Source organism: Burkholderia sp. E168m15 (assembly GCF_016586105.1).
Classification (GTDB): Bacteria; Pseudomonadota; Gammaproteobacteria; order Burkholderiales; family Burkholderiaceae; genus Burkholderia; species Burkholderia orbicola.
On record NZ_BCPO01000079.1, the window covers coordinates 136,273 to 163,207 of the forward strand.

The 26,935-nt window shown below is 67.8% G+C and carries 22 protein-coding genes and 1 pseudogene; 6 read left to right on the plus strand and 17 right to left on the minus strand.

All coding sequences use genetic code 11. The features are described 5' to 3' along the window. Positions 1-83 precede the first annotated feature (83 nt). Positions 84-4,109 (minus strand): DUF3683 domain-containing protein, encoded by a 4,026-nt coding sequence (locus tag JMF86_RS13610; protein ID WP_006477834.1) that lies wholly within the window; start codon positions 4,107-4,109, stop codon positions 84-86. A 598-nt stretch (positions 4,110-4,707) separates the two neighbouring features. Here JMF86_RS13610 and ilvA point away from each other — a divergent pair. Next, a complete protein-coding gene (gene ilvA / locus JMF86_RS13615; RefSeq protein ID WP_011694396.1) occupies positions 4,708-6,231 on the plus strand; it encodes a threonine ammonia-lyase, biosynthetic in 1,524 nt (507 codons plus the stop codon). A 12-nt stretch (positions 6,232-6,243) separates the two neighbouring features. Beyond that, positions 6,244-7,074: an NADPH-dependent 7-cyano-7-deazaguanine reductase QueF gene (queF, locus tag JMF86_RS13620; RefSeq protein WP_011546193.1), complete on the plus strand. Its 831-nt coding sequence runs from the start codon at positions 6,244-6,246 to the stop codon at positions 7,072-7,074. A 51-nt stretch (positions 7,075-7,125) separates the two neighbouring features. Here the strand turns inward: queF and JMF86_RS13625 are convergent, their stop codons facing one another. The 4 genes from JMF86_RS13625 to JMF86_RS13640 form a co-directional block, all read right to left on the minus strand. Continuing rightward, complete coding sequence (locus JMF86_RS13625; RefSeq protein ID WP_011546194.1) at positions 7,126-7,545, minus strand: VOC family protein; 420 nt, start codon at positions 7,543-7,545, stop codon at positions 7,126-7,128. A gap of 172 nt (positions 7,546-7,717) precedes the next feature. Next, complete coding sequence (locus tag JMF86_RS13630) at positions 7,718-8,104, minus strand: RidA family protein (RefSeq protein ID WP_006477830.1); 387 nt, start codon at positions 8,102-8,104, stop codon at positions 7,718-7,720. 78 nt (positions 8,105-8,182) lie between these two features. After that, positions 8,183-9,664 carry an amidohydrolase family protein gene (locus JMF86_RS13635; protein WP_011546195.1) on the minus strand — a complete coding sequence of 494 codons (1,482 nt, stop codon included), beginning with the start codon at positions 9,662-9,664 and terminating at the stop codon, positions 8,183-8,185. 2 nt (positions 9,665-9,666) lie between these two features. Next, on the minus strand, positions 9,667-10,605 hold the full coding sequence (locus JMF86_RS13640; protein ID WP_011546196.1) for a MurR/RpiR family transcriptional regulator: 939 nt from the start codon (positions 10,603-10,605) through the stop codon (positions 9,667-9,669). A 119-nt stretch (positions 10,606-10,724) separates the two neighbouring features. Between JMF86_RS13640 and JMF86_RS13645 the strand changes: the two genes are divergently transcribed. Then, positions 10,725-12,005 (plus strand): amino acid deaminase, encoded by a 1,281-nt coding sequence (locus JMF86_RS13645; protein ID WP_011546197.1) that lies wholly within the window; start codon positions 10,725-10,727, stop codon positions 12,003-12,005. Positions 12,006-12,162: 157 nt separating this feature from the next. Beyond that, a complete protein-coding gene (locus JMF86_RS13650) occupies positions 12,163-12,744 on the plus strand; it encodes a DJ-1/PfpI family protein (RefSeq protein WP_006477826.1) in 582 nt (193 codons plus the stop codon). 68 nt (positions 12,745-12,812) lie between these two features. Here the strand turns inward: JMF86_RS13650 and JMF86_RS13655 are convergent, their stop codons facing one another. Together JMF86_RS13655 and JMF86_RS13660 are read right to left on the minus strand one after the other, a co-directional pair. Then, positions 12,813-13,259 carry a MarR family winged helix-turn-helix transcriptional regulator gene (locus tag JMF86_RS13655; protein WP_011546198.1) on the minus strand — a complete coding sequence of 149 codons (447 nt, stop codon included), beginning with the start codon at positions 13,257-13,259 and terminating at the stop codon, positions 12,813-12,815. 54 nt (positions 13,260-13,313) lie between these two features. Continuing rightward, positions 13,314-14,909 carry an MDR family MFS transporter gene (locus JMF86_RS13660; protein WP_011546199.1) on the minus strand — a complete coding sequence of 532 codons (1,596 nt, stop codon included), beginning with the start codon at positions 14,907-14,909 and terminating at the stop codon, positions 13,314-13,316. 107 nt (positions 14,910-15,016) lie between these two features. On the opposite strand from JMF86_RS13660, the gene JMF86_RS13665 reads away from it, so the two are divergent. After that, a complete protein-coding gene (locus JMF86_RS13665) occupies positions 15,017-15,859 on the plus strand; it encodes an EcsC family protein (RefSeq protein WP_011546200.1) in 843 nt (280 codons plus the stop codon). On the opposite strand, the gene JMF86_RS13670 is transcribed toward JMF86_RS13665, so the two are convergent. Both JMF86_RS13670 and JMF86_RS13675 read right to left on the minus strand, forming a co-directional pair. Beyond that, entirely contained in the window at positions 15,829-16,791 is a 963-nt protein-coding gene (locus JMF86_RS13670; RefSeq protein ID WP_011546201.1) for an alpha/beta hydrolase, read from the minus strand. The genes JMF86_RS13665 and JMF86_RS13670 overlap by 31 nt on opposite strands. Before the next feature lie 89 nt (positions 16,792-16,880). Next, on the minus strand, positions 16,881-17,315 hold the full coding sequence (locus JMF86_RS13675) for a CHRD domain-containing protein (protein ID WP_006477821.1): 435 nt from the start codon (positions 17,313-17,315) through the stop codon (positions 16,881-16,883). A 497-nt stretch (positions 17,316-17,812) separates the two neighbouring features. Between JMF86_RS13675 and JMF86_RS13680 the strand changes: the two genes are divergently transcribed. Next, on the plus strand, positions 17,813-18,814 hold the full coding sequence (locus tag JMF86_RS13680) for a hypothetical protein (RefSeq protein ID WP_011546202.1): 1,002 nt from the start codon (positions 17,813-17,815) through the stop codon (positions 18,812-18,814). A 31-nt stretch (positions 18,815-18,845) separates the two neighbouring features. Here JMF86_RS13680 and JMF86_RS13685 read toward each other — a convergent pair whose 3' ends face one another. The 8 genes and pseudogenes from JMF86_RS13685 to JMF86_RS13725 all read right to left on the minus strand — a co-directional run bounded on the left by JMF86_RS13685 (position 18,846) and on the right by JMF86_RS13725 (position 26,449). After that, positions 18,846-19,619: a class II aldolase/adducin family protein gene (locus JMF86_RS13685; protein WP_011546203.1), complete on the minus strand. Its 774-nt coding sequence runs from the start codon at positions 19,617-19,619 to the stop codon at positions 18,846-18,848. A gap of 253 nt (positions 19,620-19,872) precedes the next feature. Beyond that, complete coding sequence (locus JMF86_RS13690; protein WP_011546204.1) at positions 19,873-21,495, minus strand: phospholipase D family protein; 1,623 nt, start codon at positions 21,493-21,495, stop codon at positions 19,873-19,875. A 246-nt stretch (positions 21,496-21,741) separates the two neighbouring features. After that, positions 21,742-22,050, minus strand: a pseudogene (locus JMF86_RS35380) (FadR/GntR family transcriptional regulator); the annotation flags it as partial. Positions 22,051-22,163: 113 nt separating this feature from the next. Further along, positions 22,164-22,925, minus strand: coding sequence for a M48 family metalloprotease (locus tag JMF86_RS13705; RefSeq protein WP_011694399.1), 762 nt, complete (start codon positions 22,923-22,925; stop codon positions 22,164-22,166). Between the two features lie 203 nt (positions 22,926-23,128). Continuing rightward, positions 23,129-23,911: a glycosyltransferase family 2 protein gene (locus JMF86_RS13710; protein WP_011694400.1), complete on the minus strand. Its 783-nt coding sequence runs from the start codon at positions 23,909-23,911 to the stop codon at positions 23,129-23,131. A 125-nt stretch (positions 23,912-24,036) separates the two neighbouring features. Further along, complete coding sequence (locus tag JMF86_RS13715) at positions 24,037-25,290, minus strand: endoribonuclease L-PSP (protein WP_050768800.1); 1,254 nt, start codon at positions 25,288-25,290, stop codon at positions 24,037-24,039. 88 nt (positions 25,291-25,378) lie between these two features. Further along, positions 25,379-26,095 carry a 3-oxoacyl-ACP reductase FabG gene (fabG, locus tag JMF86_RS13720; RefSeq protein ID WP_011546209.1) on the minus strand — a complete coding sequence of 239 codons (717 nt, stop codon included), beginning with the start codon at positions 26,093-26,095 and terminating at the stop codon, positions 25,379-25,381. Between the two features lie 69 nt (positions 26,096-26,164). Further along, positions 26,165-26,449, minus strand: coding sequence for a phosphopantetheine-binding protein (locus tag JMF86_RS13725; protein ID WP_011546210.1), 285 nt, complete (start codon positions 26,447-26,449; stop codon positions 26,165-26,167). Between the last annotated feature and the right edge of the window lie 486 nt (positions 26,450-26,935).

Sequence of the window (26,935 nt, forward strand, 5' to 3'; positions counted from 1 at the left end):
GTCGCTCCCATGTGGACAGGCGCCGGCATGGCATGCCGGCGCCCGCTCATTCCCGGCCCGGTCGGGCGGTCGTCATGCCCGCATTAGACCAGCACGCGCTCGATCCCGCCATGGTTCGCCCGTGCGACATAATCGGCCATCCAGTTCTCGCCGAGCACCTGGCGCGCGATTTCGACCACGATGTAGTCGGCTTCGAGGTTCGCATCCTCGCTGTAGCGCGACAGGCCCTGCAGGCACGACGGGCAGCTCGTCAGGATCTTCACGTCCGGGCCGTTCGCGGCCGCGGCGGCCGGCGCCGGCGCATCGCCCGCCACCACGGGAATCGCGCGCAGCTTCGCGGCGCCCTTGCGGATCTCCTCTTCCTTGCGGAAGCGGACCTGCGTGGAGATGTCCGGCCGCGTGACCGCCAGCGTGCCCGATTCGCCGCAGCAGCGATCGTTCTTCTCGATCTTGTAGCCGTCCTTCTCCGAACCCATCAGCTCGTTGACCAGCTTCACCGGGTCGATCGTCTTGATCGGCGTGTGGCACGGGTCGTGATACATGTAGCGCGTGCCCGTCACGCCATCGAGCTTCATCCCCTTCTCGAGCAGGAACTCGTGGATGTCGATGATCCGGCAGCCCGGGAAGATCTTGTCGAATTCGTAGCCCGCGAGCTGGTCGTAGCAGGTGCCGCACGACACGACCACCGTCTTGATGTCGAGGTAGTTCAGCGTATTCGCGACACGGTGGAACAGCACGCGGTTGTCCGTGACGATCTTCTCGGCCTTGTCGTACTGGCCCGAGCCGCGCTGCGGATAGCCGCAGCACAGGTAGCCCGGCGGCAGCACCGTCTGCACGCCCGCTTCCCAAAGCATCGCCTGCGTGGCCAGCCCGACCTGCGAGAACAGCCGCTCGGAGCCGCAGCCCGGGAAGTAGAACACCGCTTCCGAATCGACGGTCGTCGACTTCGGGTTGCGGATGATCGGCACGATCTTGTTGTCCTCGATGTCCAGCAGCGCGCGCGCCGTCTTCTTCGGCAGGTTGCCCGGCATCTTCTTGTTGACGAAGTGGATCACCTGCTCGACCGCCGGCGGCTTGCCGGTCGTCGCGGGCGGGTGCTGCGTCTGCTTCGTCACGACCTTCTTCAGCATGTCGTTCGCGAAGCGCTGCACCTTGTAGCCGACGCCCATCATCACGCCGCGCGCGAGGTTGATCGTCTGCGGATTGGTCGCGTTCAGGAAGAACATGCCCGCCGCATTGCCGGCGTTGAATTTCTTCTTGCCCATCTTGCGCAACAGGTTGCGCATGTTCATCGTGACGTCGCCGAAGTCGATCTTCACCGGGCATGGCGTCGCGCACTTGTGGCACACCGTGCAGTGGTCGGCCACGTCGTTGAATTCGTCCCAGTGCTTGATCGACACGCCGCGGCGCGTCTGCTCTTCGTACAGGAACGCCTCGACCAAGAGCGACGTCGCGAGAATCTTGTTGCGCGGGCTGTACAGCAGGTTCGCGCGCGGCACGTGGGTCGCGCACACCGGCTTGCACTTGCCGCAGCGCAGGCAGTCCTTCACCGAATCGGCGATCGCGCCGATGTCGGACTGCTGCATGATCAGCGACTCGTAACCCATCAGCCCGAAGCTGGGCGTGTACGCGTTGCGCAGATCGGCGCCGTCGAGCAGCTTGCCCTTGTTGAAGCGCCCGTTCGGGTCGACGCGCTGCTTGTACGCGCGGAATTCGGCGATCTCGTCGTCGGTCAGGAATTCGAGCTTCGTGATGCCGATCCCGTGTTCGCCGGAAATCACGCCGTCGAGCGAGCGCGCGAGCGTCATGATGCGGGCGACCGACGCGTGCGCGTCCTGCAGCATCTCGTAGTTGTCGGAGTTGACCGGGATGTTGGTGTGGACGTTGCCGTCGCCCGCGTGCATGTGCAGCGCGACGAACACGCGGCCGCGCAGCACGCGCTTGTGGATCGCCTGCGCCTCGTCGAGGATCTGCTTGAACGCGCCGCCGTTGAAGATCGCGCGCAGTTCCGCGCGGATCTCCTGCTTCCACGAGATGCGGACCGTGCGGTCCTGCGTGATGTGGAACACGGTCGCGCCCGGCTGCTCGTCCGCGCGATCCGCGAACTTCTCGGCGAGCGCCTCGTAGCCGAGCTGCACCAGGTAGTGCTGCGCCTCGCGCAGCGGCTGGTCGAGCCGGTCGCGCACGAATTCCCAGCGCGCGCGCACGCGCTTGAGCAGCTCCAGCGCCTGCTGCACACGGTCTTCCAGCAGTTCCGCGCTCGGGATCTCGTTCGCGTCGTCGGTCTTGCCGAGCGGCAGGTTGCCGCCGCGGAAGAACGCTTCGAGCGCGTCCACCAGTTGCAGCTTGTTCTTCAGCGACAGCTCGATGTTGATCCGCTCGATGCCGTCGGTGTACTCGCCCATCCGGTTCAGCGGGATGACGACGTCCTCGTTGATCTTGAACGCGTTCGTGTGCTTCGCGATCGCGGCCGTGCGACTGCGGTCGAGCCAGAAGCGCTTGCGCGCCTCCGCGCTGACCGCGACGAAGCCTTCGCCGCTCTTGCCGTTCGCCATCCGGATCACTTCGGACGTCGCCTGTGCGACCGCGTCGGCGTCATCGCCGACGATGTCGCCGATCAGCACCATCTTCGGAAACGCATTGCGCTTGCTCTTGGTCGCGTAGCCGACCGCGCGCAGGTAGCGCTCGTCGAGGTGCTCGAGGCCCGCGAGGATCGCGCCGCCCTGCTTCGACGTCTCGAACAGGTAGTCCTTGATCTCGACGATGCTCGGGATCGCCTCGCGCGCCTGGCCGAAGAATTCGAGGCAGACGGTGCGCGTGTGCGCGGGCATCTTGTGCAGCACCCAGCGCGCAGACGTGATGAGCCCGTCGCAGCCTTCCTTCTGCACGCCCGGCAGGCCGGCGAGGAACTTGTCGGTCACGTCCTTGCCGAGCCCTTCCTTGCGGAACCGGCGGCCTTCGATCTCGAGCATCTCGGTGCGCAGCAGCTTCTCGCCCGGCGCATACGCGCCGTCGAACCACTTCAGCTCGAAGCGCGCGACCGCGATGTCGTGGATCTTGCCCTGGTTGTGCTCGTGGCGCGTCACTTCGAGCCAGTTGCCGTCCGGGTCGACCATCCGCCACCAGGCCAGGTTGTCGAGCGCGGTGCCCCACAGCACGGCCTTCTTGCCGCCCGCGTTCATCGCGACGTTACCGCCGATGCACGATGCGTCGAGCGAGGTCGGATCGACCGCGAACACGTAGCCGGCCGCTTCCGCCGCCTCGGTCACGCGGCGCGTGACGACGCCTGCGCCGGAGAAGATCGTCGGCACCTTGTGCGCGACGCCCGGCAGCTCGGTCAGTTCGACCGCGCCGAGCTGTTCGAGCTTTTCGGTGTTGATCACCGCGGAAAACGGCGTGAGCGGCACCGCGCCGCCCGTGTAGCCGGTGCCGCCGCCGCGCGGGATCACGGTCAGGCCGAGCTCGAAGCACGCCTTGATCAGGCCGGCGATCTCGGCTTCGGTGTCGGGCGTCAGCACGACGAACGGGTATTCGACGCGCCAGTCGGTCGCGTCGGTCACGTGCGACACGCGCGACAGCCCGTCGAAGCGGATGTTGTCCTTCTGCGTGCAGCGGCCGAGCGCCTTGGTCGCGCGGCGGCGCAGGTCGGCCATCTTGTCGAATTCGTCCGCGAACTCGTTGACCGCGCGCTGCGCGGCGGTTTCGAGCATCTCGACGCGCGACGCGCGCTCGCGGCCCGCGTCGTCGCGGTGCTCGGTGAGATCCGCGCTGCGGCGCTTGCCGATCTCTGTCAGTCGGTGGTTCAGCGCCTCGATCAGCAGCGCGCGGCGCTTCGGGTTGTCGAGCAGGTCGTCTTGCAGATACGGGTTGCGACGCACGACCCAGATGTCACCGAGCACTTCGTACAGCATCCGTGCCGAGCGGCCCGTGCGGCGCTCGGCACGCAGTTCGTCGAGCACCGACCACGCCTCTTCGCCGAGCAGGCGGATCACGATCTCGCGATCCGAGAAGGACGTGTAGTTGTAGGGAATCTCGCGCAAGCGGGGCGCGGGGTCGGCGGCGACGGCGGCGGCCGCGCCATGCGGATCGAAAACTTGTGGTGCGTTCATGTTCGGACGACTCGGAGGGCCGATACACCGTGCACGGGCGTCGGCAAGCGCGTAGGCGCAATCTTGGGGAAATCTGTTCTGTTACCAGGCGCGCGGCTGTCCTTCATGGGGCCGGAGCGGGCGACTCGCCCCTCCTGGCCGGCGACAGGGCCTGGCGGCACTCGGAATCATCAGCACGATCGCGCGCGGCGCGCATGCCGTTCGGCCGCGGGGCTGGCTGCGCGCGGCGTCGGCTTCAACGGTGCGATCCGAGGGTGCCTCTGCATCTTCCGAATCCTTGATTCAAAACGGAATTCTAACCCATGATCGGGCCGCCCGTGACACGCCGGACAGGTCGTGGGGCTATCGCCGCGAGCCGCGCCGGGCGGGGCTCGGCGCGATTTCATGTGATCATTCGCCGTCCGTCCGGTCGGTAACCATGCGGTTAAACCGGTAAAGTGCGCCGGTAAAAGGCGACGCCCGGCGGCGCGAATGCCCTGTCCGCCCGCGCACGCGAGCGCTCACAGCCGCCCGCCCGGCATGCCGCTTGCGTGCGGGCGGACCCTTGGCGCTATCATTGACCCTTTACCGTCTGCATCCGCACTGCCCGCGAGCGCCCATGGCATCCCACGATTACCTGAAGAAAATCCTCACCGCGCGCGTCTACGACGTCGCGATCGAGACGGAACTCGAACCGGCCCGCAACCTGTCGGCCCGGCTGCGCAACGCCGTTTACCTGAAGCGCGAGGACAACCAGCCGGTGTTCTCGTTCAAGCTGCGCGGCGCATACAACAAGATGGCGCACATTCCGGTGGACGCGCTCGCGCGCGGCGTGATTACCGCGTCGGCCGGCAACCACGCGCAGGGCGTTGCGTTCTCGGCGGCCCGGATGGGCGTCAAGGCCGTGATCGTCGTACCGGTCACGACGCCGCAGGTGAAGGTCGACGCGGTGCGCGCGCACGGCGGCCCGAGCGTCGAGGTGATCCAGGCGGGCGAATCGTACAGCGATGCGTACGCGCACGCGGTCAAGGTCCAGCAGGAGCGCGACCTCACGTTCGTCCACCCGTTCGACGATCCGTACGTGATCGCCGGCCAGGGCACGATCGCGATGGAAATCCTGCGCCAGCACCAGGGCCCGATCCACGCGGTCTTCGTGCCGATCGGCGGCGGCGGACTCGCGTCCGGCGTCGCCGCGTACGTGAAGGCGGTGCGCCCGGAGATCAAGGTGATCGGCGTGCAGGCCGAGGATTCGTGCGCGATGGCGCAGTCGCTGGACGCGGGCGAGCGCATCGAGCTGAGCGAAGTCGGCCTGTTCGCGGACGGCACCGCGGTAAAGCTCGTCGGCGAGGAAACCTTCCGGCTGTGCCGCGAATTCCTGGACGGCGTCGTGACCGTCAACACCGACGCACTGTGCGCGGCGATCAAGGACGTGTTCCAGGACACGCGCAGCGTGCTCGAGCCGTCCGGCGCGCTCGCGGTCGCGGGTGCGAAGCTGTATGCGGAACGCGAAGGCATCGAGAACCAGACGCTCGTCGCGGTCACGTCCGGCGCGAACATGAATTTCGACCGGATGCGCTTCGTCGCCGAGCGCGCCGAGGTCGGCGAAGCGCGCGAAGCCGTGTTCGCGGTCACGATTCCCGAGGAACGCGGCAGCTTCAAGCGCTTCTGCTCGCTCGTCGGCGATCGCAACGTCACCGAGTTCAACTACCGGATCGCCGACGAGAAGTCCGCGCACATCTTCGTCGGCGTGCAGATCAAGCGCCGCGGCGAATCGGCGGAGATCGCCGCGAACTTCGAGTCGCACGGCTTCAAGAGCGTCGACCTGACGCACGACGAGCTGTCGAAGGAACACATCCGCTACATGGTCGGCGGCCGCTCGCCGCTCGCGCTCGACGAGCGCCTGTTCCGCTTCGAATTCCCGGAACGGCCGGGCGCGCTGATGAAGTTCCTGTCGTCGATGGCGCCGGACTGGAACATCAGCCTGTTCCACTACCGCAACCAGGGCGCGGACTACAGCTCGATCCTCGTCGGGCTGCAGGTGCCGCAGGCCGATCGCGCCGAATTCGAACGCTTCCTCGCGGCACTCGGCTACCCGTATGTCGAAGAGAGCGCCAACCCGGCTTACCGCCTCTTCCTGTCGTAAAGGCTTCGTGCAATGAATCCCGAACATTCCCCGCTCGGCAAGGCCACCGTCTACGCGGCGCAGTACGACGCGTCGCTGCTGTTCCCGATCCCGCGCGCCGGCGCACGCGAGCAGCTCGGCATCACGTCGGCGCTGCCGTTCTTCGGCACCGACATCTGGAACGCGTACGAGCTGTCGTGGCTCAATGCGCGCGGCAAGCCGCAGGTCGCGATCGCGACGTTCTACGTGCCGGCCGAATCGCCGAACATCGTCGAATCGAAGTCGTTCAAGCTGTATCTCGGCTCGTTCGCGCAGTCGAAGTTCGACTCGGTCGATGCGGTGCGCGACGTGCTGAAGCGCGACGTGTCGGCCGCGTGCGGCGCGAGCGTGTCGGTCCAGCTGGTGTCGCCGCACGATTTCGCCAAGCTGGAGATGGACGAGCTCGACGGGCTGTCGCTCGACCGGCTCGACCTCGACACCGACGTGTACGAACCCGATCCGTCGCTGCTGTCGGCGGCCGACGGCGAGAACGAAGCGCCGGTCGAGGAGACGCTCGTGTCCGACCTGCTGCGCTCGAACTGCCCGGTCACGGGCCAGCCCGACTGGGGCAGTGTGCAGATCCACTACGTCGGGCCGCAGATCGACCACGCGGGCCTGCTGCGCTACATCATCTCGTTCCGCAATCACACGGGCTTTCACGAGCAGTGCGTCGAGCGAATCTTCCTCGACATCCTGCATGCGTGCAAACCGGTGAAGCTCGCGGTGTACGCGCGCTACACGCGCCGCGGCGGGCTCGACATCAACCCGTTCCGCACGAATTACAACCAGCCGATGCCGGACAACGCGCGGACCGCGCGGCAGTGAAACTCGCCGGCGACCGTTCGCCCGCCCCTTCCGGGCGGCGGACGGCCCGGTTCATCCTTGCACCGGGCGCTCCGGGAGAATTTCCACCAGGCGCAGCAGGTAGCCGTCGGGGTCTTGCACCAGCATCTCGATCTGGCCGTGTTCGATGTCGTCCTGCCGATACCAGGAGGTTCGGGGGGCGGCGAACAGCGCCACGCCTGCGGCGACGATCCGGTCATGAATCGGGCCGATCGCATCGACCTCGATCTGCAGGTTGATTCCCCGCCCGAACGGCGGCTCCATCGCGCCCGTCAGCCAGCTTTCCGGGCTCTGCTGCTCGAGCATCAGTTGAACCCCTCCGAGCTCGAGGTACGCGAATCCGTCTTCCGGACGCTCGAAGCGAATCCGGAAACCCAGCACGTCCCGATAGAAGCGCACGCTTCCGGCAAGGTCCGAGCAGATCAGCTCCGGCACCAGTGCAGCCCATTCCATACATGTCCTTTCAGTCGTTCGGACAGCACGTTACACCAACGGGCTGAATGCGTTGCAACGGTTGCAGCCGCGTGACGGCCTCGAGTCCGTCGGACCGCACCCGGAAAATGACAAAACGGGCCCGGTGCAGTTCACACCGGGCCCGTTGCGCGTATCGACTCGCCGCGGCGCGTTACTTCACCGGCGGCTTGTACGCGATGCAATCGACCTCGACCTTGCAGTCGATGACCATGCTCGACTGCACGCACGCGCGTGCCGGCGGATGCTCGCCGAAGTACGACACGAACACCTTGTTGAACGACGCGAAATCGCGCGCGTCATCGAGCCACACGCCGCAGCGCACGACGTGCTCGAGTCCGTAGCCGGCTTCCTTCAGGATCGCGATCACGTTCTCGATCGTCTGCTTCGACTGCGTGACGATCCCGCCTTCGACGACCTCGCCGTTTACCATCGGCGTCTGGCCCGACACGTACAGCCAGCCGTCGGCCTCGACCGCCCGTGCAAACGGCATCACCTGGCCGCCCGTGCCCTTCGCTTCGCCTACGCCATATCGCTTCATCGTTTCACTCCTCACATTTCGGTTACGGATGCGCGCGCCGGCTTGGGCACGCGCGGAAGATCGGAACACCTGCCGCGTTCAGAACGCCGCATCGGCACTCGCCGGCACGCGCTCGCCGCGCGCGACGAAACCGCCGGCGCGCTCGCCGGTCGGCTGGCCGTTTTCGTATGTCAGCACGCCGTTCACCCACACCGCGTCGATCCCGTGCGCGGGCTGTTGCGGCTTCTCGAACGTCGCGGCGTCGATCACGCTCGCCGGATCGAACAGCACGAGATCCGCGTGGTAACCGACATGCACTTCGCCTCGCTTCGGGATGCCATAGCGACGCGCGGACAGCGACGTCATCTTGCGGATCGCCTCCTCGAGCGGCAACAGGTTGGTGTCGCGCACGTAATGGCCGAGCACGCGCGGGAACGCGCCCCACAGCCGCGGGTGCGGCAGCGGATCGTTCGGCAGGCCGTCGGAGCCGACCATCGTCGCCGGATGCGACAGGATCCGGCGCACGTCGTCCTCGGACATGTTGTGGTACACGGCGCCCGCGGGGCGAATGCGCTGCGCGGCTTCCTGCTCGCTCACGCCCCAGTCGGCCGCGATCGCCTTCAACAGCTTGCCCGCGACTTCCGGGTGCGGCTCCGACCACGTGATCGTGATGTCGATGTCGCCCGTCACCTGCTTCAGGTCGAGCGTCGACGAACTGCGGCTGTACGGATAGCAGTCGCAGCCGACCGGCTGGTAACGTCGCGCGCCGTCGAGCGACGCGAGCACCTCGGTGCTGCGCCCCCAGTTCGACGGGCCCGCGCACTTCAGGTGCGAGATCACGACCGGCACCTGCGCGTGGCGGCCGACGCGGTAAGCCTCGTCCATCGCGTCGAGGATCGCGTCGAACTCGGTACGCATGTGCGTGGTGTACAGCGCACCGGATTGGGCGAGCGGCTCGGCGAGCGCCATCACTTCCTCGGGCGGCGCCGCGAACGCGGAGCCGTACGCAAGGCCCGACGACAAGCCGAGCGCGCCGTTCGCGAGCGCCTCCTCGAGCTGCGCGCGCATGCCGGCGATCTCGCCGTCGGTCGCCGCGCGGTCGAGGCGGTCCATCTGGTTGTTGCGCAGCGCCGTATGGCCGACGAGCGCCGCGACGTTCACGGCCGGGCGCGCGTCGTTGACGGCCGCGACGTAAGCGGCGAAGCTCGGGTACTGGAACGCGCCGCGCTCGCCGAGCAGGTTCATCGGATCGGGCGGGTCGCCGGCGAGCGTCACCGGCGATGCGCTGATTCCGCAGTTGCCGACGATCACGGTCGTCACGCCCTGCGAGATCTTCGGGATCATCTCCGGCGCACGGATCACGTGCGTGTCGTCGTGCGTGTGCACGTCGACGAAGCCCGGCGCGAGCGCCCGGCCGTTCGCGTCGACGACGTGCTCCGCGAGCCAGTTCGACAGATTGCCGATCGCCGCGATCAGGCCGTTGCGGATCGCGACGTCGCGCGTGACGGGCGGCGCGCCAGTGCCGTCGTACAACTGCGCGCCGACGATCAGCGTATCGGCCGCTTCGGGATGCGAATGCATGGTCAGTCTCCTACCGGTTGACGGTCTCCGCCGCCGCGGTGCGCATCGAGCGCGTGTTTGATGCGGCGCAGCGATTCACGGCCCGCATCGCCGAGCCGCAGCGCGACGCCGGTGACGAGCACGTCGATCGCCATCATCATCGCGTAGCGCGAGGTCGACGGCTTGTAAATGAAATCGGTTTCGAACGCGACGACCGGGATCAGGTGGTCGGCAAGCTTCGCGAGCGGCGACGCCGGCGCGGTGATCGCGATCAGCTTCGCGCCGTAGCGCTTCGCGAGCCGGCAGCTCTCGAGCAGCTCGGGCACGCGCCCGCTCACCGACAACGCGACGACGACGGTGTCGCCCGACAGCGTCGCGGCCACCATCCGTTGCAGCAGGCTGTCCTGGTAGCTCGCGACCGGCCGGCCGAAACGCACGAGCCGGAAGCGCAGCTCGTCGGCCAGCGCGGTCGAACCGCCGCCCTGCCCGTACACGTACGTCATCTTCGCGCCGGCGAGCAGGTCGGCCGCCGCGTCGAACGACGTGTTGCGCAGCAACTGGTGGTTGTGCGCGAGCGCCACGCGAATCTCGTCGTAGACCATCGATGCGGGGCTCGCGTCGTCGGCCGGCGCGTCGTCGGACGGCACCAGGAAACGCTGACCGACGGCCGCCGCCTGCGCGACGAGCACCTTCAGTTCGCGCACGTCGCGGCAGCCGACGGCCTTCGCGAAACGCGTGACCGTCGCGACGCTGACCTCCGCGTCGCGCGCGAGCGCGCCGATGCTCGCATGCGCGGCGCGCGCCAGATCGGCGAGGATGAACGCGGCAACCTTGCGCTCGGCTTCGCGCAGCTCGGGCGCGCATTCGGCGATCCGCGCGACGATGTCGAGGACCGGCGGGGCGGCCTGAGCCGGATGCGGCTCGGCGGCAGGCGGAGCGGACGGGGAAGCGGACGTATTCATCGGCGGAAAAGGGTGTGAAGCGGGATGTTATTAAATAACATCACCGCGCCGATGCTACTTTCTGTACCATCTGCATGTCAACTTCAGTGCAATGCATAGTGATGATGGAGCGGGATGACATGAAAGTTACAAACTATCAGGAAGCGACGATCGATCCGTTCGGCAAGGGCCTGGGCAATCTGCCGAGCGCGAGCGTGCCGCTCGGCGACGCGAGCCGGCTCGAATGGAATCTGCTCGCGGAAGACGTCAGCCTGCCGGCCGCCGTGCTTTACGAGGATCGCGTCGAGCACAACCTGAACTGGATGCAGGCGTTCGTGCAGAAATACGGTGTCAAGTTCGCGCCGCACGGCAAGACGACGATGGCGCCGCAACTGTTCCGCCGCCAGCTCGACGCCGGCGCGTGGGGCATCACGCTCGCGACCGCACACCAGACGCAGGCCGCGTATCACGGCGGCGTGCGCCGCGTGCTGCTCGCGAACCAGCTGGTCGGCCGCCAGAACATGACGATCATCGCGGGGCTGCTGTCCGATCCCGATTTCGAATTCTTCTGTCTCGTCGATTCCGCGGAGAGCGTCGACCAGCTCGGCCGCTTCTTCGGCGCCGCGAAGAAATCGCTGAACGTGCTGATCGAGCTCGGCGTGCCGGGCGGTCGCGCGGGCGTGCGCGATGCCGCGCAGCGCGAGGCCGTGCTGGCCGCGATCGCGCGCTATCCGGACACGCTGAAGCTGGCCGGCATCGAGCTCTATGAAGGCGTGCTGAAGGAGGAAGGCGAGATCCGCGCGTTCCTGCAGCAGGCGGTCGCGCTCACGCGCGAGCTGGCCGAAGCCGGCCGCTTCGCGCGCACGCCGGCGATCCTGTCCGGCGCCGGTTCGGCGTGGTACGACGTGGTCGCGGAAGAATTCAGGAAGGCGTCCGACGCGGGCTTCGCGGAAGTCGTGCTACGTCCGGGCTGCTACCTGACGCACGACGTCGGCATCTACAAGAAGGCGCAGACCGACGTGTTCGCGCGCAACCCGATCGCCCGCTCGATGGGCGAAGGGCTGCTGCCGGCGCTGCAGCTGTGGGCGTACGTGCAGTCGGTGCCGGAAGCCGACCGTGCGATCGTCGCGCTCGGCAAGCGCGACGCGGCGTTCGACGCGGGCCTGCCCGAGCCGGCGCGCCACTTCCGCCCGGGCCGCGACACCGCGCCGCGCAACGTCGCCGCCGCCGAAGGCTGGGCCGTCACCGGGATGATGGACCAGCACGCATACCTGCAGATCCCGCCGGGCGCGGACGTGAAGGTCGGCGACATGGTCGCGTTCGACATCTCGCACCCGTGCCTGACGTTCGACAAGTGGCGCCAGGTGCTCGTGCTCGATCCGCAGTTCCGCGTGACGGAAGTCGTCGAAACCTTCTTCTGACGCCCGCCGCGCGCGGCGCCGCCCTGCCGCTCGCGCGGGGCGGCCGTCACGCGCGCTTCAATCTGCCGGAGTACACTGCGCTTTCGTCCTCGGGGCCCGTCGCGGCCGTCATGCACGGCGCGACCGGGCCTTCAACGCTGCTTCACTGGAGAAAGCCATGGCCGCGAAGAAGATCCTGTTCCTGACCGGCGATTTCGCCGAAGACTACGAAACGATGGTGCCGTTCCAGGCGCTGCAGGCCGTCGGCCACCACGTCGATGCAGTCTGCCCCGGCAAGCGCGCGGGCGACAAGATCAAGACCGCGATCCACGATTTCGAGGGCGACCAGACCTACACCGAGAAGCCCGGCCACAATTTCACGCTGAACGCGGCGTTCGACGACGTCGATGCGGCGCGCTACGACGCGCTCGCGATCGCGGGCGGCCGTGCGCCCGAATATCTGCGACTCGATCCGAAGGTGATTTCGCTCGTGCGCGAGTTCGCCGAAGCCGGCAAGCCGATCGCGGCGATCTGCCACGCGGCGCAACTGCTCGCGGCCGCCGACGTGATCCGCGGCAAGCGCATTTCGGCCTACCCGGCCTGTGCGCCGGAGGTGAAGCTCGCGGGCGGCGAATACGCGGACATCCCGGTCGACGCGGCCGTGACCGACGCGCCGTTCGTCACCGCGCCCGCGTGGCCCGCGCATCCGGCCTGGCTCGCGCAGTTCCTCGCGCTGCTCGGCACGCGCATCGAGCTGTAAACCTGCACCCACTCGGAATGAAACGAAGCGATGGCCGGCGGCGCTGACGTGCCGCCCGGCTCCGCACGTCAACGCGCGGCTGGCGTCGACCCGACGTCCGCGATCCGCGATTCCAGCATCGCGAGCGCGCCCGACAGCGCATTCAGCACGTCGTCCGGCAACTGCGCCATCGTCTGTTCGAGAAACGCCTTGCGGCGCGGCAGGCACGCGTCGAACGCCGCGCGGCCGGCGTCCGTCAGCGTGACGTTGGTCACGCGGTTGTCGCGCGCGTCCGATGCACGCTCGATCCAGCCGAGCGCGTCGAGCGACTTCAACTGGCGCGTGAGCGCGCCCGGATCGATGCGCAGCACTTCGACGAGCTTCTTCTGCGACGCATGACCGTCCATCGTGTGCAGCGCGACCATGATGCGCCAGCGCGGCATCGGCTGCCCGACGTGCGCTTCGAACGCGGTCATGAAGGCGCGATACGTGCGTCCGAATTGCTGCAAGATCGCGACGCGGTCCTGTTCTTCCATGCGCTGATTTCGTTCCGGTGAATCGTTGAGTCGTCGAATCGCTCGCCCGATCGGTCAATCGGCCGCGACGTGCGGTTCGATCTTGCGCCGCAGCGCGATCGGCGGCACGCGACGGCACTGCCACACCGACACCACGGCGACGACGGCCGCCATCGCGACACCCAGGTGAATCGCGCCGACCAGCGATTCGCGGGCCGCTTCCAGCAGCAGCGCGCCATTATGCCCGGCACGCGTCAACTCCGCGACGAGACCGCCCTGCGCCGCGCGATCGATCAGGATCTGCGGATCGGCGAGCCGCGCGTGCCACTGCATCGCGTGGTCGCCCGACAGCGCGTCGCGCACGCCGCCCGAATACATCTGGTTGACGAGCGTGCCGGTGAGCGCGGTGCCGAGCATCCCGCCGACCATCCGCAGCGACTGCAACAGCGCCGTGGCGATGCCGAGATGCTCGCGGCCGGCCGTCTGCTGCGCGAACACGGTGAGGTTCGGCAGCACGAAGCCGAGCCCGATGCCGCCCGCGACCATCAGCGCCATCAGCATCCAGGTCGGCGTCGTGTGGGTCGACACGACGACGCCCGCGCACGCGATGGCGAACAGCACGAAGCCGACGTGCAGCATCGTGTTCGGATGGCGAATGCGCGTGACGACGCGGCCGTTCATGATGCTGCCGATCGTGATGAACACGACGAGCGGCGTGATCACGAGCCCGGCCTCTCTCGGCGACATCCCGAAGCCGCCCTGGAACAGCAACGGCGCGTAGAACAGGAGCGAGAACATCGAGAAACCGGCGAGGATCGCGAGCACGAAGAGGGCCGACAGCGCGCGGTTGCCGAACATGTCGAACGGCAGAATCGGCTGCGCGCAGCGCTTTTCCCAGTGCCACAGGCCGATGCCCGCCGCGACCGCGACGACGAGCAGCAGCGACGCCCAGCTCGCGACGCCGTACTTCGGCAGCCATTCGACGAACAGTTGCAGCGCACCGAGCGACAGCGCGATCAACAGCGCGCCCGGCCAGTCGAGCCGCATCTTGCGGTCGTGCTCGACGTGGCGCAGGTGCGGCAGGTAGCGCCACACGAAGAACAGCGACAGGATGCCGATCGGCAGGTTCACATAGAACACCGAGCGCCAGCCGAACGACTGGGTCAGCACGCCGCCGAGCGACGGGCCGACCGCGTTCGCGATACCGAACGCCGAGCTCATCAGCACCTGCCAGCGCAGCCGCACGACGGAATCGGGAAACAGATCGGGAATGCACGCGAACGCGGTGCCGACCAGCATCCCGCCGCCGATTCCCTGCAGCCCGCGCGCGAGCACGAGATACAGCATGTCGTTGGCCATCCCGCACAGCACCGACGCGCCGGTAAACACGACGATCGACGCGATCACGAACGGCTTGCGGCCGTAATAGTCGCCGAGCCGGCCGAAGATCGGCACCGTGATCACGGAACTGAGCAGGTACGAGGTCGCGACCCACGCGTACAGGTCGAAGCCGCGGAGTTCGGCGACGATGGTCGGCAGCGCGGTGCCGACGACCGTCTGGTCCAGCGCGACCAGCATGGTGACGAACGAGATCCCGATCATCGCGAGCAGCGATTCGCGGAACGGCAGGACTTGCCCGCTCGAATGGTGGGCGGCGGTATGAACGGCCATTTTTTGTCGATGCAACTTTTGCCGGGTCAAATAATCTCAAAATTCTAGCATGCCGGAGTAATCTAGGCTGACGATAGGTTCAGGGCCTGTTCAGGCCAAGGAGAAAGATGGAACCGATTTCAATCACCCCTGCGACGGCGCTTTCGCCGGAGGATCGGGACGCGCTGCGGCGCGCGAAGCAGGTGCTGGAAAGCCCGTCGCTGACGATGAAGCTGACGGGCGTGCTCGGCGCGCCGGTCGAGAAAATGATCGCGCGGCTGCCGGACTTCGCGACCGGCAAGATCAACGACGCGACGCAGCTCGCGCTGCGCAAGTGCCTGAACATCGCGCTGCGCACGCTCGGCAAGCCACAGGCGCCGGACGCCGAGCCTGAAAAGCCCAGCAACCTGCTGCACAAGCTCGCGGTCGCGACGACCGGCGCGGCGGGCGGCGCGTTCGGCTTTCTCGCGCTGCCGGTCGAGCTGCCGGTCACGACCACGCTGATCTTCCGCTCGGTGTGCGACATCGCGCGCAGCGAGGGCGAGGACCTGACGTCGGTCGATACGCAGCTGCAATGCCTGGCCGTGCTGGGCATGGGCGGCAACCCGGACAAGCAGGAGGAAGACGCCGATCTCGGCTATTTCGTGCTGCGCGGCGCGCTCGCGCAGGCGATCTCGAAGGCGTCGTCGGACATCACCGCGAAAGGCATCGCCGCGCACAGCTCGGCGGCTGTCTTCAAGCTCGTGCAGACGGTGGCGTCGCGCTTCTCGGTGCAGGTGACCGAGCAGATGGCCGCGAAGTCGATCCCGGCGATCGGCGCCGTGCTCGGCGCGACCGTCAACACGCTGTTCATCGACCACTTCCAGCAGATGGCGCACGGCCACTTCACCGTGCGCCGGCTCGAACGCAAGTACGGCTCGGTGGCCGTCCAGGCCGCCTATCAGGCCATCGACGCCTCGCCCGCGCGCTGAACCGCACGTTCGACCGCGACGCGGCGCAGGAACGCGGCCGCGCGGTCGAGCGCGTCGCGCGCTTCCGGCACCATCGGCGCGTACAGTTGCCACACGTGCGGCATGTCGGGCCACACCTCAATTTCAACCTGAACGCCGGCCGCCTTTGCCTTCTCGGCGACGCGGCGCGAATCGTCGAGCAGCACCTCGGTGCTGCCGACCTGGATATACAGCGGCGGCAGGCCCGTGAAATCGGCGTAGAACGGCGACGCGTACGGATGCGTCGCCGGCGCGTCGCCGAGATACAGCTTCGCCGCCTTCGGCAGCGCCGCGGCCGCGAACATCGGGTCGACGCCGTCGTTGCTGCGCATCGTGCCGCCGGTGCCGGCCAGGTCCGTCCACGGCGAGAACAGGATCGCGCCGGCCGGCAGCGGCTCGCCGCGATCACGCAGCGCGACGAGCGTCGCGAGCGCGAGGCCGCCGCCCGCCGAATCGCCGCCGAACACGATCGACTCGGGCGGCGTGCCGAGCGCCAGCAGTTGCCGGTACGCGGCGAGCGCATCGTCGAGCGCGGCCGGGAAGCGGTTTTCGGGCGCGAGCCGGTAGTCGAGCGAGAACGAACGCACGCCCGCGCGCTTCGTCAGCCCGAACACCAGCGGCCGATGGGTTTTCGTCGAACAGAAGTAGTAACCGCCGCCGTGGAAATACAGCAGCGTGCGGCCCGGCCCGCGCCCCGCGGCCGCATCGGTGCGTTCGAGCCATTCGCCGCGCAGCGGCGCATCGCCAGCGCCATAGCACTGCCGCAGCCGGTAGCCCGACGGCGGGCGGCGCGGCACGAACATCCGCAGGTCGGTAAAGCGCCGGGCACGCGCGGGGTCGAGCACCTCGCGCGTGGTCTCCGGACGAAACTGCCAGCGCAGCAGCCAGCAGGCGAACTTGCTTTGCCAACTCATCGGACGCACTCCGTCATCACAGTGTGACGATGGTACGTTCAAACGTTCCCGCGTCGCTCGACAGGTGCCTCTACATCAAACGCCGGCGCTCAGTTCGCCGGCATCACCTGGCCGCGGATCTCGCCGGACGGGTGCTCCTTCGTATGGATGTTGAAGTACCACTTGCCGCCCATCAGGTCGGTGACCTGCTCGTCGGTGAGCGCCTTCGAACCCTTGATCGGACTCGCCAGTTCGTCCTTCGGAATCGGCACCTGCACGCCGGCGTTCTGGCCGACCGGCGCGGGCCCGTGGAAATGCGCGGCGGTGGCCGGGCCCGAGAGGTGTTCGTAAGTGACCGTCCACTGCAGCATGTGGGTGGCCGTGTCGTAGGTGGCGGCGACGGTGCCGGAGCCCTTGGTCGCCGTCGGCGGCACTTCGCTCGACGGCTGCAGACTGGCGGACAGGCGCACCGTTTCGGCGGCGGCGCTGCCGGCGGCCAGCACGCCCGCCAATAACGCGACCTGGAGCAAACGCAGCTTGAGCATGGATTCTCCTTGTACGACGTGGTACGCCGCGCGAGCGGCGGCGTCATCCCTGATGGTAGTCGATCGGCGCCCGGTCCGGCAGACTGCCGGAACCTGGAAGAGACCTTTGCAGCATGGCCTCTGAATCCGTGCGCGGCCTTTCGCTACACTTCGTTTCACAGTTGCTTGTTTCCTTCGTCCGAAGGAGTCTGCGAGTATTCACGCGGCCGCCCCGGCCGCGTTTTTTTGCGTGTCCCGAACGACACGCGGCATGCCGCACGCGGATTCCGCTTTTCCGTTCTCTCCATTACCAAGCAGCACGAAGCATTTCTCTTCGCGTACACCACGCGACCGACGCGCGTCCCGCCAGTCACCAGGACGAGCCAGCGTACCCGCATGTTGTCGCGATACGTGTAATACGTTATTGCGCCAACCCGGGTCGACACGTGTTTTCCTGCGCAGGAAAATGCTCGCGTGTTGTCGTGACTGGAAAGTGAACCGTGCCGGCCCGTCCCCCGATGCCCTGCCCGACCCGCCCCGTCCGTGTCCGTCCGCTGCTGGCGGGTCTCTGCTCCGTCGCCGCCCTTTACGGCGCGCCCGCCGACGCGCAGGAGTTCTCGCTGTTCACCGGCCCGCTGTGGGGCGGCGGGCAACGCACGTATTCGTGGGCGTTCGATTACCAGGAAGGCTTGAGCCCGCATACCGCGCTCGGCTTCACGTGGTACAACGAAGGGCATATTCCGAATCACCACCGCGACGGCCAGGCGGTGCAGTTCTGGGGCCGCGTGCCGCTCGAGAACCGCCGCCTGGTGCTGTCGGCCGGCGCGGGCCCGTATCGCTACTTCGACACGGTGCCGGCCGCCGAAGGCCGCGGGTATTCGAATACGCATGGCTGGGGCGTACTGATGAGCGTGCGCGCCGCGTACTACACGTCGCACCGCTGGATCGCGCAGCTTCAGGTCAACCGCGCGCACGTGTTCAGCGGGCCCGACACGACATCGGTGATGTTCGGTGTCGGCTACCAGCTCGATGCGCCCGACACGCCGGGCCCGCGCGACACCGCGCTGCCGCGCACCCGCAAGGTCACGCACAACGAAGTCACCGCGATGCTCGGCGAGACGATTCTGAACAGCCGCTCGTCGCCGTCGACGCTCGGCGGCAGCCTCGAATACCGGCGCGGCCTCACGCGTTCGATCGACTGGACCGCGACGTGGATGTACGAAGGCGCGAAGCAGGCGGTCCGCCGCAACGGCATCGCGTCCCAGCTGTGGCTCACGCGCGCGTTCCTGAACGACAAGGTCACGCTGTCGGCCGGCGCCGGCGCGTACTTCACCGTCAACCAGCGCAACCGCGACGGCCAGCCGGGGCCGGGTGACGGCCGCCTCTCCGGCATCGTGTCGATCTCGGCCAGTTACCGGATTTCCGACCGCTGGCTCACACGTATCACGTGGAACCGCGTGGTCACGCGCTACGACCGCGATACCGATGTGATCCAGGCCGGTGTCGGCTACCGGTTCTAGTCGGGCGCACTCATCGGGCGCGCCGCCCGCGTCACGCGCGGTAGCCCGGATCGATCCGGTCGACGATACGCTGCAGCGCGTCGAACGCGTCCTGTCCCGCGCCATGCTTCGGATCGAAATTCAGCGAATCGCGCACGCACGCTTCGAGCACGGGCGGCGCAATCGGCAGCGCCGCGCCGATCGCATGCGTCGCGATCTGCACCTCGCACGCGCGGTTGAGCAGCCACATCAGCGAAAACGTCTGCGCGAGCGTCGCGCCGATCGTCACGGGGCCGTGGTTGCGCAGCAGCAGCACGGGCCGCCCGCCCGCGCTCTCGACGATGCGCCGACCTTCCTCGAGATGCACGGTGATGCCTTCGAAGTCGTGATACGCGATCTTCCCGTACAGCTGCGCCGAATAGAAATTCGAGAACGACAGCCCGTCGCGCGAACAGCACACGGCCATCGTCGGCGTCGTGTGCACGTGCATCACGCAGTGCGCATCGGGCAGCGCCGCATGGATCGCGCCGTGGAACGTGAAACCGGCCGGATTGATCGGCCAGTCGGAGTGGCCGATCACGTTGCCGTCGATGTCGATCTTCACGAGATTCGACGCGCACACCTCGCGGTAATGGAGCCCGAACGGGTTGATCAGGAAATGTCCGTCCTCGCCCGGCACGCGCAGCGAAATATGGTTGTAGATCAGCTCGGTCCAGCCGAGATGATCGAAGATGCGGTAGGCGGCCGCGAGCTGCACCCGCGCCTGCCATTCGGCTTCGGAGAAGCGCGCGGGACGCGTGAACGGCTGGTTCGGTACACGTTGCATGGGGAACCCCGGTTGCGGGGCGCGCGGCCCCGGGCGAATGGCGGTGCGCATCGTCCATCGTGTGCAGGCGCCGGGCGCGGTGCGAGGTGCGTATCACGCACGTGTGGCGGCGCGTCGGTCGGCGCCGTTCCGGCCCGCATTGTGCGAGCAGCTCGGCAGCGCCTCTTCTCGATTCGCTTATAGTTGCGCGCACAACCATATCACCTTTCCCCGCGCACCGGTATCGCGGGTTTTGCCGGAGCCGTTCGTGCCCTTACAGCTGGTCGTCGACCGGCAGCAGCGTGAAGATGCCCGTCATCACGTTGCGCAGCAGCCCCGCATGCGGGTCGACGTGATAGGTGGCGGTCTGACCGCCTTCGGTGCCCGTCCATTCGAGCGCGGGCGGACCGCCGTCGGTCCGCTTCGCGAGCGTGACGCGGTAGCTTTCGTCCGGCTGCGTCACGCGCGCGAAGATCGCCGCGGCCTGCTGCGCGAGCACCGGGCTGTGGATCACGAGCGCGAGCTCGGTGTTCAGGTGCGCGGAGCGCGGGTCGAGGTTCAGCGAGCCGATCACGAGGATTTGCCGGTCGATCACGTACGCCTTCGCATGCAGGCTCGCACGCGAGCGCGAACCGAACAGCCGCGCGGGCTGCTGGTCCGGCTGCGACTTGAATTCGTACAGCTCGACGCCGCGCTGCAGCAGCGGCACGCGATACGGCGCATAGCCCGACTGCACCGCGACCGCGTCGGTCGCCGCGAGCGAGTTCGTCACGATCGCGACGCGCACGCCGCGCGCGACCGTGTCGCCGAGGATCTTCACGCCGGCGTCGTGCGGCACGAAGTACGGCGAAAACGCCAGGAATTCCTTCTGCGCGCCGCGCGTCAGCTCGGCCAGGCGCTGCATCGGCGGGCTCACGTACGTGCCGGTCGGCCGCGCGACCTTGTCCGGCGCATCGACCTTGAATTCGGCCGGTGCCCACACGAGTTCGAGTTCGTCGCGCGCGATCTGCCGGGCGAGCGGCGTCGCGTTCAGCGGTTTCGCGTTGTACGGATCGGCGTTCTTGCGCCAGTGATCGCGCAGCTCGTCGCGCATCGCGTCGAGATCCTTCGGATCGAACGTCTGATGATTCAGCACGCGCAACGGGTAGCTGCTCGCGCTCGCCCAGTAGTCGTCGAAGCTCTTCGAGATGTCGCTCGTCACGGGGCCGGCCGCCAGCACGTCGAGATCGCGGAACTGCAGCGTCGGGCTCGCACTGAAGTATTCGTCGCCGAGATTGCGGCCGCCGACGATCGCGAGCTGGTTATCCGCGATCATCGCCTTGTTGTGCATCCGGCGCGTGAAGCTGTCGATCCGCGTGAAGAAGTTGGCCGTGCGCTCCATCATGCCGCGCTGCGACGCGCCGAACGGGTTGAACACGCGGATCTCGATGTTCTGGTGCGTATTCAGCGCGGCCATCACGCGGTCGATATCGTGGAAGTTCAGGTCGTCGACCAGCATCCGCACGCGCACGCCGCGATCGGCCGCGTACAGCGCCGCGCCCAGCAGCAGCTTGCCGGTCGTGTCCTCGGTCGCGATGTAGTACTGCATGTCGAGCGTCTTCGTCGCCGCACGCGCAAGCGCGATGCGCATCTGCAATGCGGTGGCGCCGTCGGCCAGCAGCCGGAAGCCCGACTGCCCGGGATGCGCGGCTTCCGGCGCGGCCAGCGCATCGCGCAGCGGCGTGGCGGTTTCCGCCGACAACGCATGGGAGACGGGGCGATCGAGCGAGGTGGCGGGCGGATGCGTCGCGCATGCGGCGAGCGGCAGCAGCGCGCAGACGACCAGCGCGCGGGCCTGGCGGCATGCGGCGCGCCACGACAGCGCGGCCGGCGCGCGCCGGATCAAGGATGTGAGCACGGAAGCTTCCTCGACAGTCGGATCAATGGGCACATCATGGCCGCGGCGCGCGGCTGACAGGCGGTTCCGGACGATTCTAGTGGGCGCCCGACGAGCGGGTCAATCGAGCGGCCCCCGCATGCCGCGCCGCACCGCCGCCACGTGCGTCATGCACGGCGGTTCGTGATGCGTGATGCGTGATGCGCGACCGGTCGCCGCTCCTGCGGGCACCAGCGCAGATCCAACCAATCTCACGGTGCGCCGCTCCCGTTCGAAATGGCTGCGCACGCAGCCGATATGCGTCTGCATCGCGGTGCGCGCCTCTTCGGGCCGGTGCGCGCAAATCGCCTCGTACACGCCCCGTGTGCTGCAATGACAGCAACTCGGATGCCTGCTCGTCCTCCATCGTCATCCGGTCACGTCGATGGAGATGTGCTCGCGCAGCATGCCGATCACGCTCGTATGTAGATGCAGGAACATCGTGTTGTCCGACGCCAACGCGATCGCCTCGTGCAGCTTCGCGTGGGTCGCGGCTTCGACGGCCGCGTCGTCCTTCGCGTGCGCGGTTTCGAGCTGGTAAGGGGCGACGTGCATGCCGAAAAAACAAAAAACCCACGCCCGAGCGAGCGTGGGTTGCTTCATGTCGCTTGCCGATCGCCGGCGCTGACGGCCGGCGATCGGCCGCGGGATCAGCTGCCCTTCGCGATGCGATCCTGGATGTGCTGCGCGCGGCTCGCCGACGACGGGTGCGAGCTCATCATCGAGCTCTGGCCGCCGTCCATCTGCGCGAGCTTCTGGAAGCCGGTGACGAGGCCCTTCTGGCTCATGCCCTTCTGCTTCATCAGGTCGAACGAGTAGTCGTCGGCCGCGCTTTCCTGCGACTGCGAGAACTGCGCGTTGATGAACTTCTCGGTGATGTCGCCGAGCTGCGAGCTCGACAGCGCCGCCACGCCCGGCGATGCCGCGCCGGCCGCGCTGCGCGCCGCGCTCACCGCGTATGCCGTCTGCATTGCCTTCTTCGAGTGGCCGAGTGCGACGTGGCCCATTTCATGGCCGATCACGCCGCGCAGCTCGTCGTCGTTCATCATGTCCATCAGGCCGCTGTACACGCGCACGCAGCCGTTGCCCATCGCCCACGCGTTGACGTCCTTGGTCACGTAGACCTTGTAGTTGATCTTCTGGCCGTTCAGCGTCATGTCGCCGAAGCCCTTCATCACCTTCGTCAGGCGCTTCGCGTAGGCGCTGTTGGCCGGCGCGATCTTCGATTCGGCGTCGCTCGACTTGCACGATTCGTTCGACAGCGCGGCGATGTCGCTGTCCGACAGCGTCGCTGCCTTGTACAGGTTGGTCCCCGCCGACGTCAGGCTGTTCGCGTCAAGGCTCTGCACCCCGCCGCACGCGCTCAACAGAAACGCCACGCCACACGCCGCCACCGCTTTCTTGAGTTGCATCCCGGAATCCCTCGATAGTTGTATTTGGGAGCGGCGATTTTGCATAATCCGGCAGAAAATTACCAGATGTTTACATCGGATGACACGTTCATTACTCAGTGGATTGACATGACGTGGCGATCCGGCCCCGGATTGGCGACGAAAAGCGGGGCAATCGCCGCGGCCGGCGCGCCGGCCGGGAAGGAAAGCGGGCGGGCCGTCGCTCAGGCCGTCTGGTCGCGGCGACGCGTCAGGCGGCGTGCGACCAGCATCGGCAGCCGCATCGCGAAGCCGGTGAACAGGCGCAGGTGCATCCACGCGAGCAGTGCGTTGTCGCGGCCGTAGTGAAAGTGCGACACACCGCCTTCGTGCCGGCCGAAATAGCGCACCGGCGCGTCGATGCGGATCGGGCGCACACCGGCCCAGCACAGCCGCACGGCCGCTTCGGGATCGAAGTCGAAGCCGCGCATCCACGGCTGGCGCCGCATGATCGCCGTCAGCGGCGCGACCGGATAGACGCGAAAACCGTACAGCGAATCGCCGATCCCGGCCCACAGCGTCTCGAGGTCGGCCCACGCGTTCGACAACCGGCGCCCCTGCACGCGCAACTGCGGCGCGCTCGCGTCGAACTTCGGCACGCCGAGCACCATCGCGTCGGGCGCGGCCTGCGATGCCGCCATGAAGGCGGGAATCAGGTCGGCCGGATGCTGGCCGTCGGAATCCATCGTCAGTACGTGCGTGAAGCCGCTCGCGGCCGCCGCGTCGAGCCCCGCGAGCACCGCGGCGCCCTTGCCGCGATTCTCCGGCAGCACGATCACGCGCAGGCCGGGATCGCGCTCGGCCATCGCCTGCAGCCGTTCGGCGCTGCCGTCGGTGCTGCCGTCGACGACGACCCACACCGGGTTCCACTGCGCACGGGCATTGCGCACGGTCGTGTCGACCTTGGCGCCCGGGTTGTAGCTCGGAATCAGGACGAGATGGGTGGACGACGCGTGCAGCTTGGACATGGGAACAGCCGATGACGAAGACGGAGATCCTGACAAAAGTGTATGACTCGCCGACGAACGCCGGCACGCTTCGTCGACACCGGCCGCGGGCCGGACCGGTTGCCGGATCGTGAGGCTCTCGCGCTTCATGACAGCCACTCCATCGCATGACCGGCGCTGGCCTCGATCTCGACCAGCAGGTCGTCGCGACACACGTCCGCATGAACGAACAGCGGCCGCACGTGAGGACCGGCGGCCTCGCGCAGCACGCGGCCGATCGCGGCCAGCGCCGCGGTGTCGCCTGCGTCGCGCACGTAGACGCGGTAGCCGAGGTCCGCGAGCGAGAACGGCCCGTGCCCCTGCCGCGCGGCCTGCTCGAGCACGGCCGCGAGGTTCGCGACCGTCTCGCGCGTCTGCGCGACGACGTCGCCGCGATGCACGGTGCGGTGCCCGACGATGCTCGCGGTGCCCGAGACGAACAGCACCGGCTTCGCTTCACCGTCGGCCCACGCGGCGGCGCGCGCGAACGTCGGCGCACGCGGGCCGTACTGCGCCGGATAGTGATACGCGCTGACCTGGCGCGGATTCTCGATCGAGTCGGCCGGCGTGCGGCTCGCGAGGAAATGAATCGCGAGCGGCGCGGCCGGCGACGCATCGCCCGCGACCGCCTCGACCGAGCCGAGTGCGCACGCGGCCGGCACGCCGCCCGTCAATGCGCGGCGGCACGCGTCGAATGCGCGCTGACGGCCGATATTGAATTGACGATAGCGCTCGACGCCGAACTGCACCGCATTGATCGCCGGCACGGTGTTCCAGATCCGCAGCGGATGCGGCATGCCGAGCGTATCGAGCAGGTCGAACAGCGCGCGGTACGCATCGAACGTCGCGCGTTCGAGCGGCGTGCCGCCGTCGCGCGACGCGTCGTAAGCCGCGTCCGTCTCGTGCACGACGAGGCTGCCGAACACGAGCCCCGCCGCTTCACTGTAGCGGTAATGCAGTGGACCGCGCCGTTCGCCGCGCAGGTCGTGCGCATCGCACTGCCACAGTTCGCAGACGGCCTCGCCCGGTGCGACTTCGGCGCCGAGCAGCGCCATCTGCACCGGCGCGACCGGCAGGCCGGGCGCGGCATCGGTCAGCATCCGCGCCATGGCCGCCGCGCGCGACGCGTCCGGGGTTCCCGCCGCGCCGATGCACACCGCACCCAGCGCGCCGGGAAACACGCGATCGAGTCCGTCGCCTCGGCCGCGCGCATCGTGCAGCAGCGCGACGAGCCGCGCATCGCTCATCTGGACGAGCCGCAACGCGCGGTCGCCGCCGTGCGCGAACGGCGCGGCCGCAGGCGCGGCGGCGGGCAACATCGAACACGGGCGCCGTTCGGCGTCGACTGGATGCACGGACACTTCGATTTCCTCACTATGCGGCGCAGGCCGCGCGACCACGCGGCCCTGCGCCGCGTTGCGTTACGTCAGGCGAATGCGGCGCGCTTCGTCATGCGAGCCCGCCGTTGACGGACAACACCTGCCCCGTCACATAGGCCGCGGCGTCGGATACCAGATACGCGACCATCGCCGCGACTTCGTCGGGCCGGCCCGCGCGCTGCGCGGGCACGAGCTGCTTGATGCGTTCCGCGGGAAACGCCTGGTCGGCCATCGGCGACGCGATGATGCCGGGCGCCACCGCGTTCACGGTGATGCCGCGCGACGCGAGCTCCAGCGACAGCGACTTCGTCGCGCCGATCAGCCCCGCCTTCGCGGCCGCGTAATTGGCCTGCCCGCGATTGCCGGTCACGCCGGCCACCGACGCGATGTTGACGATCCGCCCGCGCCGCGTGCGGATCATCGGCAGCAGCAGCGGCTGCGTGACGTTGAAAAAGCCGTTGAGCGTCACGTCGATCACGCTGTGCCATTGCTGGCGCGACATGCCGGCCATCGGCGCGTCGTCGTGAATGCCCGCGTTGTTGACGAGGATCTGCACCGGCGTCTCGTCGATGAACGGCTTCAGCGCGGCGAGCGTCGCATCGGCGTCGGTCACGTCGAACGCGATCGCGTGCGCGGCGCCGCCGGCCGCGACGATCCGTTGCGCGACGGCCTGCGCCTGCTCGAGATGGCGGTTCGCATGCACCCACACTTCATGGCCGGCCTGCGCGAGCGCCGTGCAAATCGCCTGCCCGAGTGCGCCGCTGCCGCCCGTCACGAGCGCCCGCATCGCCTTGCTCCGTTCATCGCGTGTTCCCCTCGATCGCTGCCGCCGCGCATCGTCCGCCGAGCGCCGCCGTCACTTCGTGCGATGCGCGGCGACGTAGGCAGCCAGCGCACCGAGCGTCGCAAAGATTGTCTGGTTGTCCGGATTGTCCGAGCGCAGTTCGAAGCCGTATTTCTTCGAAATCAGCAGCGCGATTTCCAGGATGTCGATGGAGTCGAGCCCGAACCCTTCGCCATACAGCGGGGTGTCGGCCGTCACTGTGTCGAGCGGGACGTCTTCGAGATTCAGTTCGCCGATGATCAGCGTGGCGAGCTCTTGTTCCAGTGCGTTCATCATGCGTGCGTGCAGGCGGCCCATGGCAGCGGGAGGCGCCCGGAAACGGCAACCGTCGTGCACGCCCGGCGCGTGCAAATCTCCGTCCCTCCGGCCTCTGCCGGCTTCCCCGCCTGCGTCGTTGGGGGATTGTTTGTAAAAGTTACGCGGATTCTAGACGAAGGGTATCGGGGCGTATACCGCGAATGGTTACAAGACTGGCGAGCCGCCGCGACAGCCCGTTTCGGACGCGAAGGCACGAGACGCTTGAGCCGCTTCGGATGGAAATGGACCGACCCCGCGAAACCGTTCGGCCGGCGCCATACAATCGGTTACAAAACCCGGTCGCGACGTCCCCGAACCGCACTGCCGCCGCCCTAAAATGTGCGTGCCCGACCACCGGCCCGGACCGCGTCCCGGCCGCCATTCATATGATGTTTGACGGCCCGACCATCGTGTCCGGCCACGATCCGCCCGATGTCTCCAGTCATGCCGTATCCGCCCTTGCGCTCCGTTCCGGTTCGCCCGCCC

Excerpts from the sequence above, each read along its gene's own strand:
- JMF86_RS13610 (WP_006477834.1), bottom strand. The coding sequence starts at position 4,109 with ATGAACGCACCACAAGTTTTCGATCCGCATGGCGCGGCCGCCGCCGTC.
- ilvA (WP_011694396.1), top strand. The coding sequence starts at position 4,708 with ATGGCATCCCACGATTACCTGAAGAAAATCCTCACCGCGCGCGTCTAC.
- queF (WP_011546193.1), top strand. The coding sequence starts at position 6,244 with ATGAATCCCGAACATTCCCCGCTCGGCAAGGCCACCGTCTACGCGGCG.
- JMF86_RS13625 (WP_011546194.1), bottom strand. The coding sequence starts at position 7,545 with ATGGAATGGGCTGCACTGGTGCCGGAGCTGATCTGCTCGGACCTTGCC.
- JMF86_RS13630 (WP_006477830.1), bottom strand. The coding sequence starts at position 8,104 with ATGAAGCGATATGGCGTAGGCGAAGCGAAGGGCACGGGCGGCCAGGTG.
- JMF86_RS13635 (WP_011546195.1), bottom strand. The coding sequence starts at position 9,664 with ATGCATTCGCATCCCGAAGCGGCCGATACGCTGATCGTCGGCGCGCAG.
- JMF86_RS13640 (WP_011546196.1), bottom strand. The coding sequence starts at position 10,605 with ATGAATACGTCCGCTTCCCCGTCCGCTCCGCCTGCCGCCGAGCCGCAT.
- JMF86_RS13645 (WP_011546197.1), top strand. The coding sequence starts at position 10,725 with ATGAAAGTTACAAACTATCAGGAAGCGACGATCGATCCGTTCGGCAAG.
- JMF86_RS13650 (WP_006477826.1), top strand. The coding sequence starts at position 12,163 with ATGGCCGCGAAGAAGATCCTGTTCCTGACCGGCGATTTCGCCGAAGAC.
- JMF86_RS13655 (WP_011546198.1), bottom strand. The coding sequence starts at position 13,259 with ATGGAAGAACAGGACCGCGTCGCGATCTTGCAGCAATTCGGACGCACG.
- JMF86_RS13660 (WP_011546199.1), bottom strand. The coding sequence starts at position 14,909 with ATGGCCGTTCATACCGCCGCCCACCATTCGAGCGGGCAAGTCCTGCCG.
- JMF86_RS13665 (WP_011546200.1), top strand. The coding sequence starts at position 15,017 with ATGGAACCGATTTCAATCACCCCTGCGACGGCGCTTTCGCCGGAGGAT.
- JMF86_RS13670 (WP_011546201.1), bottom strand. The coding sequence starts at position 16,791 with ATGAGTTGGCAAAGCAAGTTCGCCTGCTGGCTGCTGCGCTGGCAGTTT.
- JMF86_RS13675 (WP_006477821.1), bottom strand. The coding sequence starts at position 17,315 with ATGCTCAAGCTGCGTTTGCTCCAGGTCGCGTTATTGGCGGGCGTGCTG.
- JMF86_RS13680 (WP_011546202.1), top strand. The coding sequence starts at position 17,813 with ATGCCCTGCCCGACCCGCCCCGTCCGTGTCCGTCCGCTGCTGGCGGGT.
- JMF86_RS13685 (WP_011546203.1), bottom strand. The coding sequence starts at position 19,619 with ATGCAACGTGTACCGAACCAGCCGTTCACGCGTCCCGCGCGCTTCTCC.
- JMF86_RS13705 (WP_011694399.1), bottom strand. The coding sequence starts at position 22,925 with ATGCAACTCAAGAAAGCGGTGGCGGCGTGTGGCGTGGCGTTTCTGTTG.
- JMF86_RS13710 (WP_011694400.1), bottom strand. The coding sequence starts at position 23,911 with ATGTCCAAGCTGCACGCGTCGTCCACCCATCTCGTCCTGATTCCGAGC.
- fabG (WP_011546209.1), bottom strand. The coding sequence starts at position 26,095 with ATGCGGGCGCTCGTGACGGGCGGCAGCGGCGCACTCGGGCAGGCGATT.
- JMF86_RS13725 (WP_011546210.1), bottom strand. The coding sequence starts at position 26,449 with ATGGGCCGCCTGCACGCACGCATGATGAACGCACTGGAACAAGAGCTC.